12 protein-coding genes are annotated in these 15,297 nt (G+C 41.2%); 8 read left to right on the top strand and 4 right to left on the bottom strand.

Features of this window, described 5'->3' with window-relative positions; all coding sequences use genetic code 11:
* Positions 1-246: 246 nt before the first annotated feature.
* The 3 genes from IJ00_RS20690 to IJ00_RS20680 all read left to right on the top strand — a co-directional run bounded on the left by IJ00_RS20690 (position 247) and on the right by IJ00_RS20680 (position 5,081).
* Complete coding sequence (locus tag IJ00_RS20690; protein ID WP_035156228.1) at positions 247-2,106, top strand: NAD(P)H-quinone oxidoreductase subunit F; 1,860 nt, start codon at positions 247-249, stop codon at positions 2,104-2,106.
* 93 nt (positions 2,107-2,199) lie between these two features.
* Positions 2,200-3,699 (top strand): NADH-quinone oxidoreductase subunit M, encoded by a 1,500-nt coding sequence (locus tag IJ00_RS20685; RefSeq protein ID WP_035156226.1) that lies wholly within the window; start codon positions 2,200-2,202, stop codon positions 3,697-3,699.
* A gap of 59 nt (positions 3,700-3,758) precedes the next feature.
* Positions 3,759-5,081 carry a CO2 hydration protein gene (locus IJ00_RS20680; RefSeq protein WP_035156224.1) on the top strand — a complete coding sequence of 441 codons (1,323 nt, stop codon included), beginning with the start codon at positions 3,759-3,761 and terminating at the stop codon, positions 5,079-5,081.
* A gap of 193 nt (positions 5,082-5,274) precedes the next feature.
* On the opposite strand, the gene IJ00_RS20675 is transcribed toward IJ00_RS20680, so the two are convergent.
* A complete protein-coding gene (locus IJ00_RS20675) occupies positions 5,275-6,693 on the bottom strand; it encodes an NADP-dependent isocitrate dehydrogenase (RefSeq protein WP_035156223.1) in 1,419 nt (472 codons plus the stop codon).
* Positions 6,694-6,979: 286 nt separating this feature from the next.
* On the bottom strand, positions 6,980-7,189 hold the full coding sequence (locus IJ00_RS20670) for a hypothetical protein (protein WP_144416064.1): 210 nt from the start codon (positions 7,187-7,189) through the stop codon (positions 6,980-6,982).
* 11 nt (positions 7,190-7,200) lie between these two features.
* Between IJ00_RS20670 and IJ00_RS20665 the strand changes: the two genes are divergently transcribed.
* Positions 7,201-7,923, top strand: coding sequence for a GUN4 domain-containing protein (locus IJ00_RS20665; protein WP_035156220.1), 723 nt, complete (start codon positions 7,201-7,203; stop codon positions 7,921-7,923).
* 131 nt (positions 7,924-8,054) lie between these two features.
* Here the strand turns inward: IJ00_RS20665 and IJ00_RS20660 are convergent, their stop codons facing one another.
* On the bottom strand, positions 8,055-8,342 hold the full coding sequence (locus IJ00_RS20660) for a DUF427 domain-containing protein (RefSeq protein WP_035156218.1): 288 nt from the start codon (positions 8,340-8,342) through the stop codon (positions 8,055-8,057).
* Positions 8,343-8,705: 363 nt separating this feature from the next.
* Between IJ00_RS20660 and IJ00_RS20655 the strand changes: the two genes are divergently transcribed.
* The gene (locus IJ00_RS20655) at positions 8,706-10,070 is read left to right on the top strand and encodes a lipid-A-disaccharide synthase-related protein (protein ID WP_035156216.1); all 1,365 of its coding nucleotides are present in this window, start codon (positions 8,706-8,708) and stop codon (positions 10,068-10,070) included.
* A 222-nt stretch (positions 10,071-10,292) separates the two neighbouring features.
* The gene (locus IJ00_RS20650) at positions 10,293-11,339 is read left to right on the top strand and encodes an SGNH/GDSL hydrolase family protein (protein WP_035156214.1); all 1,047 of its coding nucleotides are present in this window, start codon (positions 10,293-10,295) and stop codon (positions 11,337-11,339) included.
* Positions 11,340-11,349: 10 nt separating this feature from the next.
* Here IJ00_RS20650 and IJ00_RS20645 read toward each other — a convergent pair whose 3' ends face one another.
* On the bottom strand, positions 11,350-11,625 hold the full coding sequence (locus IJ00_RS20645; RefSeq protein WP_238178374.1) for a hypothetical protein: 276 nt from the start codon (positions 11,623-11,625) through the stop codon (positions 11,350-11,352).
* 569 nt (positions 11,626-12,194) lie between these two features.
* On the opposite strand from IJ00_RS20645, the gene IJ00_RS20640 reads away from it, so the two are divergent.
* Both IJ00_RS20640 and IJ00_RS20635 read left to right on the top strand, forming a co-directional pair.
* A complete protein-coding gene (locus IJ00_RS20640) occupies positions 12,195-12,752 on the top strand; it encodes a type IV pilin-like G/H family protein (RefSeq protein ID WP_035156208.1) in 558 nt (185 codons plus the stop codon).
* A gap of 238 nt (positions 12,753-12,990) precedes the next feature.
* Complete coding sequence (locus IJ00_RS20635; protein ID WP_082127369.1) at positions 12,991-15,279, top strand: O-linked N-acetylglucosamine transferase, SPINDLY family protein; 2,289 nt, start codon at positions 12,991-12,993, stop codon at positions 15,277-15,279.
* The last annotated feature ends 18 nt before the right edge of the window (positions 15,280-15,297 follow it).

Raw genomic sequence — 15,297 nt, 5'->3', positions numbered from 1 at the left:
AGATTCCAGGCTATCAAAATAATTCAATATTCCTATCCATTGAATATATAAGGATTTATTAGAGTAAATATCGTGTAATTATCTAGGCAAGTAATTCCCTTTTGTCGCAGATAAGGCTAATCTATTAACTAACTATAGATTTGAAAAAGTAAATTTTTGCTGCTTTGCCATACCTGCATTGCTTGAAATAAGCGGTTGTTTTCCAATAACCGCTCCTAGTTTTGCTGCTTATTTAGAGGTGAGTGAATGGCTCAGTTTCTGCTGGAGACTGTTTGGTTGGTGCCTTGTTATGCTTTGATTGGTGGACTTTTAGCCCTACCTTGGTCACCAGGAATTATTCGACGTACAGGTCCACGACCTGCTGGTTACGTCAATCTGGTGATGACATTTCTGGCAGTGCTACATAGTGCTTTAGCTTTAATATATATTTGGAATCAGCCAGCACGGGAGTTATTTATTCCTTGGCTTTCCACTGCGGGGTTAAATCTCACCATTGAGATTGAAATATCTTCCGTAAGTATTGGTGCCATGTTAGTAATTTGCAGCTTGAATTTTCTCGCGCAAATTTACGCTATTGGTTACATGGAAATGGATTGGGGATGGGGGCGCTTTTATTCTTTATTAGGATTATTTGAAGCCGGATTATGTGCCCTAGCTCTATGCAATAACTTATTCTTTAGTTATGCAATATTGGAATTTCTGACCCTAGGAACGTACCTATTAGTAGGTTTATGGTTTAGTCAACCCTTGGTTGTTACAGGTGCAAGGGATGCTTTCTTAACCAAACGGATAGGTGACTTGTTCCTCCTGATGGGGGTATTAGCAATTTTCCCCCTGACTGGTACATGGAACTATACAGAAATTGCCGAATGGGCAACCACTGCTAAAGTGGATCCGACATTAATTACTTTAGTGGGTTTAGGATTAATTGCTGGTCCAATGGGTAAATGTGCCCAATTTCCCCTGCATCTATGGTTAGATGAGGCAATGGAAGGTCCCATACCCAGTACAATTTTGCGGAACTCCGTGGTAGTTGCCAGTGGTGCGTGGGTATTAATTAAGTTACAACCAATATTTAGCCTTTCACCACTTGTTTCCACTGTGATGGTGGGAATTGGAGTATTGACAGCTGTTGGAGGTTCCTTAATCGCGATCGCGCAGATTGATATCAAACGTTGTCTTTCCTACTCCGTAAGTACTTACATGGGCTTAGTATTTATTGCTGTAGGTACACAACAGGATGAAGCTGCACTCTTGTTGGTACTTACCCATGCTTTAAGTGCTGCACTCTTAGTTATGAGTACTGGTACAGTTATCTGGAACAGCATCACCCAAAATGTCACCCAATTAGGTGGATTATGGTCACGTCGTCCCATATCTGGTATTGCTTATATTACGGGGACATTAGGGTTAATTGGTTTTCCCCCCCTAGGCAGTTTCTGGGCATTATTAAAACTAGCGGATGGGCTATGGGCAACTAAACCGTGGCTAGTAGGAATTATTATTACCGTTAATGCCTTAACAGCTTTCAGTTTAACTAGAGAATTTTGCTTAATTTTTGGTGGCAAAGCTAAGCAAATGAGTGAGCGTTCACCAGAAGTGGGTTGGCAAATGGTATTACCAATGGTCATTTTATTTGCCTTTAATCTTCACTTACCTCTGGTTTTACAAACTATGTCTTTACTCCCTAGCTGGGCAGAATTAAACAAAGATATTGCACTGTTATTAATTTGGTCAAGTGTGTTTGGATGTAGCCTCAGTGGCATTATTTACTTGAGTAATATACCCAAACCTATACGCTTACCAATACCAGCTTTGCAAAATCTCTTTGCCTATGACTTCTACACACCAAAACTCTATCGGATGAGTGTTGTTCTGAGTGTGGATTTAATTTCCAAACTCGCCGATATTCTCGATCGCTTTGTAGTAGATGGGATTGTCAACTTAGTTGGTTTAGCTTCCATTGGTGGAGGTGAAGGTTTGAAATATAGCACCAATGGACAAACTCAATTCTATGCTTTCACTGTTTTGTTGGGCGTGGGAATGTTAGGGATGGCAGTGACTTGGCAATACTGGGGTGACCAGTTTTTAAGTCTGATTTTTTAGTAATTTTCACTAGTCATTACTAACTGATGAAGATTATTCAGTTAACTGCCTTGTGTTAACTAGCTGTAATTTAGTAAAAACTTCAAAATCGAGATGCTTAGTGTTCTCATTTGGCTACCAATTGCCGCATCACTTATCATAGCTTTATTCCCACGAAACTTACCAGCAAATCGTGTTCGCTTAGGAGCATTGTTCTTTTCAGGAATTACTCTACTCTGGAATTTATTTCTGCTACTGAAGTTTGATACTCATTACTCAGGAATGCAGTTAGAAGAGTATTTACCTTGGAATGAAACCCTAGGTTTAAGTTATATGTTGGGGGTAGATGGACTATCCATCTTGATGTTGATTTTAAATAGCCTACTCACCTGGATTGCGATTTATAGCAGCAGTCAACAAACAGAACGCCCCCGACTTTTCTACTCTTTGGTTTTGTTAGTTAGTGGTGGTGTCGCAGGAGCATTTTTATCCGAAAATCTCCTCCTCTTCTTCCTCTTTTACGAATTGGAATTAATTCCTTTTTACTTATTGATTTCCATTTGGGGAGGAGAAAGACGCAGCTATGCAGGGATTAAGTTCTTAATTTATACTGCCGTTTCTGGTGCTTTAATCCTGGCAAGTTTTCTGGGTATTGTGTGGTTAACTGGTGCTGGTAGCTTTAACTACAATGCAATTTCTACCCAAACCTTATCAGCAGGTTTACAGTTAATTCTGTTGAGTGGAATTATTCTGGGATTTGGCATCAAGATTCCTCTCATACCCTTGCATACTTGGCTCCCAGATGCCTATGTAGAAGCCTCAGCACCGATCGCCATTTTATTAGGTGGTGTCTTAGCTAAACTCGGAACCTATGGTTTGTTACGGTTTGGGATGGTGTTATTCCCGGAAACTTGGAGTACTGTCGCTCCTACCCTAGCCATTTGGGGTTCTATTAGTGCCATCTATGGTGCTGTGGTGGCGATCGCCCAAAAAGATATCAAGCGCATGGTTGCCTATAGTTCCATCGGTCACATGGGATACATCCTCCTGGCAGCTGCTGCGAGTACAGCTTTATCCATGGTTGGTGCAGTTGCTCAAATGTTTAGCCATGGAATTATCTTGGCTATTCTGTTCCACCTAGTAGGTGTGGTGGAAGCAAAGGTGGGAACCCGCGAACTCGATCAACTTAATGGTTTAATGAGTCCGATTCGTGGTTTACCTCTAATTAGTGCTTTGCTGGTTCTAAGTGGGATGGCAAGTGCCGGTATTCCAGGAATGACAGGTTTTATTGCGGAATTTATCGTCTTTCAAGGCAGTTTTTCAGTATTCCCCATTCCCACACTGCTGTGTGTTGTTGCCACCGGGTTAACTGCGGTTTATTTCGTCATTCTTCTGAACCGCACCTGTTTCGGCAGACTCGATAATAACCAGGCGTATTATCCCAAAGTTATGTGGTCAGAAAAAATGCCCGCGTTTATTTTGGCAGCCTTGATTATCTTCCTGGGAATTCAACCTGTTTGGCTAGTGAAATGGACAGAAACCACAACTACAGCCATGGTAGCGACAGTTCCACCGATTGAGAAAGTCGTGACTCCCCAATTAGCACTGAAGTAGATCGGAAATAGCGATTATCAAACTCTCATTTTCCCTTTTCCCCTTCCCCCTTAAAATCTATGGTACAAACCCCTGATAAACCCGCTACCAAACTTCCTCCTTCTACCCATGAATTTGCGGAGGTCATTCATCGCTTAGAAGCTGGTGGTTCAATGTTGCCAGATACACCAGAAAACCTGATGCAAATTATCGGTATATATAAGGCTTATGCCGTACCGATGGATTTCTACTGGCGGGATTTGTTGTATATTGCCGAACAGGTATTTTTAGACCCTTTTCCCTTCTTTAAATATTTCATCTCCCAGGAATACTTGGACAGACACAACCACTATGCTGGTGATGATGCTGATTTGCGAATTTGGCGTGGTGGGGCATCCGCACACCCGGAGCTCCTAGAGTTTATGGAAAAGGGCGAAACGGGAAAAATGCCGAAACTCTGGCATCACCTGTTCCACGATCGCGTCAATATGGAGTTTGCTGAAGCTTGTATGCGAGCAATGTTATGGCATCGCCATATGTACGCACCAGTGAATCAGTTTGACGCTTATTTGGACAGTGAAGAGTATCGAGTCAACGCCGATAGAGCTATCAAGGCATACTTTAAAGGCAATCCTGTGATGTTGGGATTGTATAAATTATTTCCTGATATGTTCCTGGAACAGTGCCGTCAAATGTCCTACTATGCCAACCTCGGTTTATTCTGGGAAGTCATGGCTCCGGTATTCTTTGAAATGTCGGATATCTATGATGAGGGTGGTTTCAAGGGTGTACCCGATGCGATGAATTTTTTGGTGAATGGCATTTTTGCGATCGCTGGTCGTCCGATTTACCACCATGTCTATATTCGGGGTGAATGTTACGAGATTATCCCTAAATCTAAAGGTTTTACCTGGTTATACGAGGCAGCTTTACCCTATGTGGAAGCTGTATTTTATCGCACAGCGCCTTTCCGGGGAACAAAATCCTATAATGCCCAAGCGGGACAAGTACCCGATGACCAGAAAGACTTTCATTATGGGATTCTCTACGCGGATGTCTTTCCCGTGGGGACTGCGGGTATTCCTCCCACATTGTTAATGCAGGATATGTTACACTTCTTGCCTCAGTATTTGATTGATTACTATCGTCAATACTGCCGAGGTGAGGATGATATGTTGATTCAGTTAGGAATTACTTTCCAACGGTCAATGTATAATGTGACATCTGCGGTTATCCAAGCTTTGCGTACAGCTTTGTTATATCCCCTAGATGACCCCAATCCTAGACATTTACAGGCAAATCGAGAGTTCTTTGAAGCTCAGTTGAATCGCTTTTGCCGTGAGGAATATGGAATGCGGAATGCTGCTCGTTTGCGGGATGTGCAACGGCAGGATTATCGATAACTGGAATAATTGACAAAAAATAGGTAGAAGACAATGATTGCTCTTATCTTCTACCTTATTGCGAAAATCATTAAGCTATTACATGCCTAATTTATATAGACAGAGCGAGCAGGATGCCGACAACACAATAACTTGATGTTTTCGATTTATACAATTTAGCTGCACATCAACTTAACAGTCACAAACAACTAAACTAAAAAGACTTAATAATTGCCTCAGCGAACTCAGAACATTTTAATGGTTCTACCGGTGGCTCCATTAACCGAGCTAAATCATAGGTGACTTGCTGATTGGCGATCGCGCTTCCCAAACCTTTCTTAATTAGGTCTGCGGCTTCTTGCCAACCCATATATTCCAGCATCATCACCCCTGACAGAATCACTGAACCAGGATTGACTCGATCTAAACCGGCGTGTTTCGGAGCGGTTCCGTGGGTAGCTTCAAATACCGCGCAAGCATCGCCAATATTTGCCCCTGGTCCCATCCCTAAGCCCCCAACAACCGCCGCAGCAGCATCGGAGAGGTAATCACCATTGAGGTTCATTGTTGCCAGAATGGAGTATTCATCAGGACGGGTTTGAATTTGTTGGAAAATACTATCGGCAATGCGATCGTTCACCATCACCTTCTCTTTCCATTTGCCATTCCCGTGACTATCCCAAATAGCTTTTAGAACTGTCTCCACTTCCTTGACAATTTGCTCCTTTTTCTCTGGAGTCATGGCATCAAAACCAGGGTCAATCATCCGCGCATTTTCTTCTAAGGAAATACTGGGATTTTTCTCCTTGTTGGCTAAAATCCAAGATTCCCGCTCGGTGATACATTCCTGGCGAAACTCTGTAGTTGCCAATTCGTAACCCCAGTCGCGGAAAGCACCTTCGGTGTATTTCATAATGTTGCCCTTATGCACCAAAGTCACCATCTGCTTATTTTTTGGCAATAGCAGAGCGTGTTTCATGGCTCGACGCACCAAACGCTGGGAACCCTTCTTACTGATGGGTTTAATCCCAATCCCTGCATCTAGGGGAATTTGTTTTTTCCCATGCTCTGGGGTGGCAGGAATCAGTTCTTCATTGAGGAATTTAATCAGTTTATTACCAATTTCACTACCTTGTTTCCACTCAATTCCCAGGTAAATGTCCTCAGTATTTTCACGGTATACAATGACATCTAACTTTTCCGGATTTTTGTGGGGGGAAGGAGTACCCGCATAATAACGACAGGGACGCACACAGGCATACAAATCAAAGATTTGCCTTAAAGCTACGTTTAAAGAGCGGATGCCGCCACCAATGGGAGTCGTCAGAGGACCCTTGATAGCTACACCATATTCTTGAATTGCGGTGAGGGTATCCTGGGGTAAATACTGATAAGTTCCATATAAATCACAGGCTTCATCCCCAGCGTAAACCTTAAACCAACTAATTTTACGTTTACCTTGGTAAGCTGATTCTACAGCCGCATCTAACACCTTTTGGGTGGCGGGCCAAATATCCATTCCCGTACCATCACCACGAATAAAGGGGATAATTGGATGGTCAGGAACTTGGGGTTCACCATTTTTGAAGGTGATTTTGTCTCCAGTAGAGGGGGGAGTAATTTTGTCGTACATTGCACACTCTCAGTAAGTCAGATATGGACAGTATCTGCTCGGATATTTCTGTTTTCAAAGAAAAATTTCCGGTGAAAAGGCTAGCAGATTTTGCTTTGTCCTGCTTTGATAAAAAATAGGAAGCAAAAATTCCCCTCTCCCTAAGTCGCAGAATGTTTGATATTAAAAACCAGGAATTTCGATGCAGTCTTAAATATCTTACTGCTTGTACACCTGATGTACTCTTTGAATATACAGCAAAATCCCAGCAATGAAGAAGAGAGTTTGCAACTCTAGAATGCCACTGTCAAGCCTTAGGTAGAAGCAAAATAGACATTTTACCGATAAAAATCCAGTTCAAGGGTAAAAGGGGTGGGCAAGCTCCCGTGATTTCCGGTAAACTACTTTTCGCTATGACTAATTGCACTGAAATTTTCTTTTTTTGTTTTGCCGCTTTTTGTGGCGATCGCCCCCCTAACTTTCCACCCCCCAGGTACATACCCTCTCTGAGTTTCACTAAGTAACAGCATGACAGACCCAATGATACTATCAGGCACATCTTCTAATCTTGACTCCCTGCGTAGCCAGTTAATAGCTGGGTCTGAGAAGGTTCAACTACAGATTATCCCCCAGCTAGCAGAACTCGGCAATCAAGGTTTAGAGGTAATTCAGGAATTTTTGTGGCAAAGACGGGAACAAACCCCAACCCCTGTGGATGGCAAAATTTACCAATTACTCTACAGTTGTGGTGTCCCCGAAATTAAAGATTTTCTCCAAGTCAATTTTCCCCAAGGAGTTGTTCCTTTAAAATCCGAGCAGGGCATTGATTATATTCCTCTAGTCGAGTTACTGGCAATTTCTGATTTTCAAGCTGCCGATCGCCTGACTATTCAGAAAATGTGCGAATTAGCAGGGGAGGAAGCACTGAAACGCAAATGGTTGTATTTTACGGAAGTGGAAAACTTTCCTGTAACAGACTTGCAAACTATGAATCAGTTATGGTTTGTTTATTCTGAAGGTAAATTTGGATTTTCTGTGCAGCGAGAAATCTGGCTAGGTTTAGGTAAAAGTTTTGAGAGTCTCTGGACAAAGATTAACTGGAAAAAAGGTAATACCTGGACAAGGTATCCTAATGAGTTTACCTGGGATTTGACTGCACCGAGAGGACATTTACCCCTATCCAATCAACTGCGAGGTGTCAGGGTAATTGCTTCTTTATTTTCCCATCCGGCTTGGGACAATAAAAAGTAACCAGAATTTAAGTACCCTGGTTACGAAGAATAGTATAGTTTCATTCTCATCTATGTGGAACAGGCAGCTTGCTTGTGTATTTTTCAAGCATACCTGAGCCACAAGTGCTTACTTTTACCAATTTTTGTGTATTAGACAACTTCAACTTTGACACCGCGCCAAAAAGCAATATAACCTTCGATTTGCTTAGCTTTTTCCTTAGTAGTAGGATAATACCAAGCCGCATCCTGATTTGTTTGACCTGCGACTTCCAGACTGTAGTAACTAGCAACACCTTTCCAGGGACAGGTTGTATGGGTGTTACTGGGTTTAAAATACTCCTGGTTGATAGAGCTAGGGGGGAAATAATGATTACCCTCAACGACTACAGTTTCGTTACTTTCGGCTAAAACAGCACCGTTCCAAGTAGCTTTTGTCATATTTCCTAAATAATGTAATTAAACTTTACATATCATATTACGGAGTCATGGCTTTTCACTGACTTGTTTCTACATGGCAGTTGCTTGATACTGGAAAAGCATTAGACTTCTTGCAAAATTCAGGGGAAAGGGTTTTATTTATTACCTATTGTCTGCTCCTCGATAGCAGTCATAAGTCTCTGATTTTTGTCAGAAGTCTAGTAGTCTGTCCCATGAATTTTGATGGGTAAAAAATTTGTAGTGGAAGCATCTCCCTCCCTGATTTGACTACGGGGGCAAGTCTGCCTGCATTATATCCATCAAAATAAAATTGACAGAGTACTAATCATATCTTAACTACCTACGGCAACAAATAAATCCTATATGAGTGACTTCTCTCCCTATCTCCAATCGGCAAAAACAGATACAGCTAACTCGCGGTTACAACTTCTGGTATTAAGTAATGGACATGGTGAAGACGCGATCGCCACTCGGATTTTACGAGAACTTCAGGAACAACCAGATGCACCAGATATCTATGCATTACCCATAGTTGGAGAGGGACACGCGTATGAAAATTTACAAATACCTGTGATTGGTTCCGTGCGTACTATGCCTTCTGGTGGTTTTATATACATGGATGGACAGCAATTCATGCGAGATGTGCGAGGGGGATTATTACAATTAACCTGGAAGCAAATCCAAGCAGTACGTCGTTGGGTACAAACTCGGAAAAAACAAAGTCAGCAATGTGCAGTTTTAGCAGTTGGTGATATTGTTCCTCTACTGTTTGCTTGGATGAGTGGAGCAAATTATGCTTTTTTGGGGACGGCAAAATCAGAATATTATGTTCGTGATGAGGTGGGAATCCTAAAGCGCAAATCCTCCGGTGCAAAGTGGGAAAATTTCTCTGGTTCTGTTTATCATCCTTGGGAGCGCTGGTTAATGAGTCGTCGTCGTTGCCAAGCAGTATTTCCCAGAGATTCCCTGACAACGCAGATATTACAAAAATTTCGGATTCCTGCCTATGATTTGGGTAATCCGATGATGGATAATTTAACACCCAGTTTTGCCTCTGCCAGATTTTACAGCAGTAATCAAGAACAGCAGGAACTGGCTAGACCAATGGTTGTGACAATTTTACCTGGTTCTCGTCCTCCAGAAGCCTATGCCAACTGGAAACAAATCATGATCGGGATTTCTGCACTCATGGCAGTATTTAACGAACCAGATTTTAGTGGACACACCTCACGTTCAATTGTATTTTTAGGAGCGATCGCCCCTGGGTTACACCTAGAAAGTCTCATCCAAGTATTAGAATCCCAAGGATGGAGAGCAACTGTCGATACACCAGTCTCTTTACCCGACCCAGAAGTATTGACATTTAAGCAGAAAAATGCATATTTTCTTCTGAGCCAAAATGCCTACAATGACTGTTTACATCTAGGTGATTTTGCTATTGCCATGGCAGGAACCGCTACGGAACAGTTTGTCGGTTTAGGCAAACCAGCGATTACCATACCCGGTACAGGACCCCAGTTTACCCCAGTATTTGCCGAAGCTCAAAGTCGCTTGCTCGGACGTTCGGTAATTCTAGTTAACCAACCCCAGGAAGTCGGAATGATTGCGCGATCGCTATTCTCCCACCCTGATGAACTACATCTGATCAGCGAAAACGGTACTCAACGTATGGGAAAACCTGGTGCAGCCAAGAGAATCGCCCAATACATGATGGAGAAATTGCAGTAATTGTTGATTATGAAAAAGTGATGAATTTATTCTCGAACAGGGGTGAGTTAACGACAAAGTATGATAAAAATGGTTGAGGATACGTCACGTATAAATACGTAATTCCTTTCAAAATAATTTCAAATACTTTTTATCAATAGAGTCGGTCATGTTTTGACCATGACTCAGAATTGAGCTTGCATTCTACCGCACATACATAAACATTCAGGAAATAATTTTCAGATGAGAAAAGAATTTATCGCCGCAGGTTTCGTTCTCTTTTCTTTCATGTTGCCCCAGCAAGCATCTGCTGCTAATTTTACTGGTTTTTACGTCTTTGGCGATAGTCTTTCTGACACCGGAAATATCTCGAAGTTATCTGGTTCACAATTTCCACCAAATCCACCCCAAGGAATTCAACCACCCTATTTTCAAGGCAGATTTTCTAATAACAAAAATTGGGTAGATTATGTCGGGGAAGAGTTAAATTTAACTCCTTCACTAATAGTTGATGTCCTCGCAGGTCAAGCATTACCAACCCAAGGTATCAATTTTGCCATTGGTGGTTCAAGTTCTGGATTGAATAATATATTTGTCCCCAATGAAGCCAGGTTACCCGGTGTTTTAGGACAAGTTGCTACCTTCACAAATACTTTCCAAGTAGACCCCAATGCATTATATGCCGTCTGGGGCGGTGGTAACGACTATCTTTTTGGTGGTGAAACAGACACAACTAATACAGTTAATAATTTAGCCACATCCGTTAGTTTGTTGGCTCAAAAAGGGGCAAAGAATATCGTTGTTTTCAACTTACCCAACTTAGGTGATTCTCCCATCGGAAGTTTAACTAATAACTCCAAAGGGCTAAACCTATTGACTGCCCAACATAATAACAATTTAGCCACAGCTTTAGGAGGAATCTCCGCAATTAATCCTAATTTGAACCTGATTTCTATAGATATTAACTCTGGATTTAAACAAATCCAAAATAATCCATCTCAATTCAAGCTCACAAATACGCAAACACCCTGTTTACAAGGTACTGATGAGAGTATTCGAGCTGGTGTATTCACATTATGTAGTAACCCAGAGGAATTTCTCTTCTTCGATGCGGTTCACCCCACCACCGTTGGACATAATCTGATAGCGAGAGGTGTACTATCTGCAATCCATCCCAAAGCGGTATCAGAACCCACAACTGCATGGGGTTTATTGGGATTAGGTATGGCAATGGGTACAGCTGGTGTAATTAAGCGCAAACACAAAGTCAGTTCTTTGCAGAAAGTTTAGCCCAGTCTGGTTAGGATTTTAGCTCTCTCCCTGGAAGTACCTGAAAATCATCCAGTTCCAGGGAGACTACAATATTATCTGTGTCAGGGTTGAGTGTAGTTGAAACCTGAACGAGAATTAACCAGCGAGAGACTTCCACTCTGCTCAAGCGAGGGACTTCCAGTCCGCTCAAGCGAGAGACTTCCAGTCCGCTAAAGCGATCGCCAGGTTCTTCCTCTGATAAGATTTCCCTATCAAATACAACACCTTCCTTCCCTGCAATATATTCTGGGTATAGAATCAACACCCTATCCCCAATTGTGACTTTGTCTGGTCTGTGCAATCGCTTTCTCTGATGATATCTGCATACTATTAACTTGATTTTAATCAAAAAACCACCAAAAAAGCGGTCTTGTAAACCAAAAATCAACATTTTTGCCACTAGTTACGATTGAGAAATATCCGCGATCGCCAGAATCCACGCAAAATATATTACAACCGTTAGCTTCGCTATGCTGCGTAAACACATTAGCGTCTCGCAAACAAGGAAAATAATCTTATTACCCTAAAACCACCACGACAGAACGCAACTTGGTATCAGTTTTTTCCAACTCTCAATATATTATCTCGCTCATATCACCTCCCATTTTCATAGTTGGTTGGGGGATTTTTCCATGAGCAACTAGTAGTTTTTTTGATTCTCAGTCTCAAAAAGCCTAATTCTGTGGTAGTTTCAGCTTCTCAATTCCGTAAAAATTCAGTCGCAAACAGCCAACCTCAAAAAAAGTTTCTCCCATGTGATATGAAACCCCTCCCATGTGGGTAAGTTAAATCTAGAAGAAAACAAATTTAACAACCAACACGGAGAGGAAAATCATGTTAAAGCCAGAACTACAAGCTAAGTTTTTACAACACTTAAACGGCAAAAAGAAAGGTGAAGAAGGTTTCACCCTGATTGAATTGTTGGTGGTAGTAATTATTATCGGTGTACTCGCTGCGATCGCTCTGCCATCCTTGCTCAGTCAAATCAGCAAAGCTAGACAATCCGAAGCAAAACAAAACGTTGGTGCTATCAACCGCGCTCAACAAGCATACTATCTAGAAAACAGTAACCAGTTCACTACTAGATTGGCTGAATTAGGAATTGGGGTTAAAACTGCTAGTGATAACTACATATATGATGCTAGTACAACTGATGCGAATAACGTAGTCACCCACAAAGCTAGAACAAAAGTTGCTAAACTCAAATCCTATGCTGGTGTTGTATATACTTCTAGCCAAGCAGTTAACAACATCAACGAATCTATTACCTTAGTTACACTATGTGAAGCCAATGACCCCGCAGCTACAGGTAATGCTAACGGTCAAACCATTGGTGATGGTACTGTTAACGGTACCTGTCCTACTACTGTTGGTATGAATACCGTCAAATAGTTAACAATAGCATTCTTATTTACTTCAATATTAACGATTTCAGTGGGTAGTTTTTGCTGCTCACTTTTCACTTTTAAATATGATGTTTTTAGAAGTGAATATTAATTAAAAATTCAGTAGTTATGTCATAAGTTGTAATGGGTTTCTGTATTGCTGGCATCTTACCCGCGTTCTCAAATCATCTTAACTTTTTACATAAACTAGCTGATTTTATTTTCTGGAAATTGCATTTTATCCTATGACTCAAATCTCCTCTCTTCGTTATACTGATAATCTTCATCAGCAAGCCTACCAATCTTTACTCAAAAATGATTTCCAACAAGCCATTAGTCTCTATGAACAGGCAATAGAAATTGAACCAGAACTTAAATCTTCCTACTGGTATTTAGGGGTTTTATTACTATTGCAAGGACAAGAAACAGAAGCACAATCAACTTGGTTGATGGCAATGTTGGATATAGAAGAGAATGAAATTGAAAAAAATACACAAGAGTTAGCAGAGATTTTACAAGCAGAAGCAAATCGGCAAAATACATTTGACAATTATCATCAAGCTCACTTACTGCGCCAACATTTGCAAGAGATACAGCCGAGAAATATTGACAATCTCCTATATTTAATTCAGCTAGAAGTTAAATTAGCAACTTTCACAAATGAAACTATAGAAAATTCACAAATTATCAATCTATTACAAAAATCTTCCAAATTAGAATTTACTACAGATTTATTACAAACAGTTTTACAAAATATTTTAGAAACAGTTCCTTTATTTCCAAAATCTATAGAATTAGCCCAAGCTTCTATTCCCCATCTCGAACCGCAAAAATTACTATCCTTACTTCTGCGTACCTCTGTTACAGTGGCATATTCTATGCAAGCACCCACTCCAGGAGCGAAATATGCCGAATTATGCTTAAAAATTGCCCCCAATCACCCAGAGATTTTGCGTCATTTGGCAGCTTGTTATCAAAATTCTGGTGAGCATTTACGGGGTATCGAAATTGCCAAGCAGTATTACGCACTAATGACAACTCTCGTTGATAAAGTTCAAGCAAGTTCATTGGTGATTCGCGGTTTTATGCACGCTGGAGGTTATTGGGAAGAGGCAAATCTGGCATTTCAGCATCAGGAAGAGTTATTTACCCAGCTCATTGCAGAGCAACCGATATTAGATGGGATACCCCATATGTGTCGTCTGTTGACTGGAACCTATTTTTTCCCCTATTGGCGAGATGCTGCCGCAACTAATAGAAAGTTACAGAATCAAGTTGCCCATTTATTCCAATCTAGTTTAGAAATCGGTAGACAGGAGCTACAAGCTAAATACCAATCTCAATTAACAGCAAAAAAAGCTCATGGCAACCAAGTTAAAAAATTAAAAATAGGATATTTATCTGCCTATTTAAAAAGACATTCTGTCGGTTGGTTAGCTCGATGGTTATTAGAGCATCATAACCGCGATCGCTTTGAACTTTACGGGTACTTTCTCAGTTATAAGGATACTCAACACCCCTTACAAGAATGGTATGTAAATCAAGTCGATAAAGCTCACAAATTAGGTACTAATTCTGGCGAGATTGCTGAGTGTATCTACGCAGATGACATCGATATTCTCGTTGACCTAGATAGTATTACCTTAGATATTAGTTGTGAAGTTTTAGCCCTCAAACCAGCCCCAATCCAAGTCTCTTGGTTAGGTTGGGATGCTTCCGGAATACCGACAGTTGATTACTACATTGCTGACCCCTACGTACTACCGGATACAGCACAGAGCTACTACGCAGAAAAAATTTGGCGCTTACCAGAAACCTACATCGCTGTTGACGGCTTTGAAGTCGGTATACCCAATTTACGCAGAGAGGATTTAGACATTCCTCCTGAGGCTATAGTTTATCTCAGTGCCCAAGGTAACTGCAAACGTCACCCAGACACAATCAACTTACAAATGCAAATTCTCAAAGCTGTGCCCCATAGCTACTTTCTCATCAAAGGATTTGCCGAAGAAGAAGCAGTCAAACAGTTCTTTATCCAAATGGCAGAAGCAGAGGGAATCAGTGCAGAACGTTTACGATTTTTACCAGATGTCGCTTTAGAGTCAGTACATCGTGCCAATTTGACCATTGCCGATGTCGTACTTGATACCTACCCCTACAACGGTGCTACCACCACTCTAGAAACTCTCTGGATGGGTGTTCCCCTAGTTACAAAAGTTGGCGAACAATTCGCAGCTCGTAATAGTTATACCATGATGATGAATGCAGGCATTTGCGAAGGTATTGCCTGGAATGATAGTGAATATATTGATTGGGGTGTGCGTTTAGGACAAGATGCAGCTTTAAGACAAAAAATCACTTGGCAATTATATCAATCTCGTCGTACTGCTCCCCTATGGAATGGTGCCAAGTTTACTCAACAAATGGAAGAAGCTTTTGAGCAAATGTGGCAAAAATACCACAACCAATGGAAGAAGCTTTTGAGCAAATGTGGCAAAAATACCACAACCAATAAAAAACCCAGCTTCTCATAAACTGGGCTTTTCCCTGCA

The organism is Calothrix sp. 336/3, from assembly GCF_000734895.2.
GTDB lineage: Bacteria > Cyanobacteriota > Cyanobacteriia > Cyanobacteriales > Nostocaceae > 336-3.
This window is presented reverse-complemented; position numbering and strand designations above follow the sequence as displayed.

What these genes read in the sequence shown, in the direction of transcription:
- IJ00_RS20660 (WP_035156218.1), bottom strand. Translation starts at nt 8,342, where the DNA reads ATGACAAAAGCTACTTGGAACGGTGCTGTTTTAGCCGAAAGTAACGAA.
- IJ00_RS20655 (WP_035156216.1), top strand. Translation starts at nt 8,706, where the DNA reads ATGAGTGACTTCTCTCCCTATCTCCAATCGGCAAAAACAGATACAGCT.
- IJ00_RS20675 (WP_035156223.1), bottom strand. Translation starts at nt 6,693, where the DNA reads ATGTACGACAAAATTACTCCCCCCTCTACTGGAGACAAAATCACCTTC.
- IJ00_RS20640 (WP_035156208.1), top strand. Translation starts at nt 12,195, where the DNA reads ATGTTAAAGCCAGAACTACAAGCTAAGTTTTTACAACACTTAAACGGC.
- IJ00_RS20665 (WP_035156220.1), top strand. Translation starts at nt 7,201, where the DNA reads ATGACAGACCCAATGATACTATCAGGCACATCTTCTAATCTTGACTCC.
- IJ00_RS20650 (WP_035156214.1), top strand. Translation starts at nt 10,293, where the DNA reads ATGAGAAAAGAATTTATCGCCGCAGGTTTCGTTCTCTTTTCTTTCATG.
- IJ00_RS20680 (WP_035156224.1), top strand. Translation starts at nt 3,759, where the DNA reads ATGGTACAAACCCCTGATAAACCCGCTACCAAACTTCCTCCTTCTACC.
- IJ00_RS20635 (WP_082127369.1), top strand. Translation starts at nt 12,991, where the DNA reads ATGACTCAAATCTCCTCTCTTCGTTATACTGATAATCTTCATCAGCAA.
- IJ00_RS20685 (WP_035156226.1), top strand. Translation starts at nt 2,200, where the DNA reads ATGCTTAGTGTTCTCATTTGGCTACCAATTGCCGCATCACTTATCATA.
- IJ00_RS20690 (WP_035156228.1), top strand. Translation starts at nt 247, where the DNA reads ATGGCTCAGTTTCTGCTGGAGACTGTTTGGTTGGTGCCTTGTTATGCT.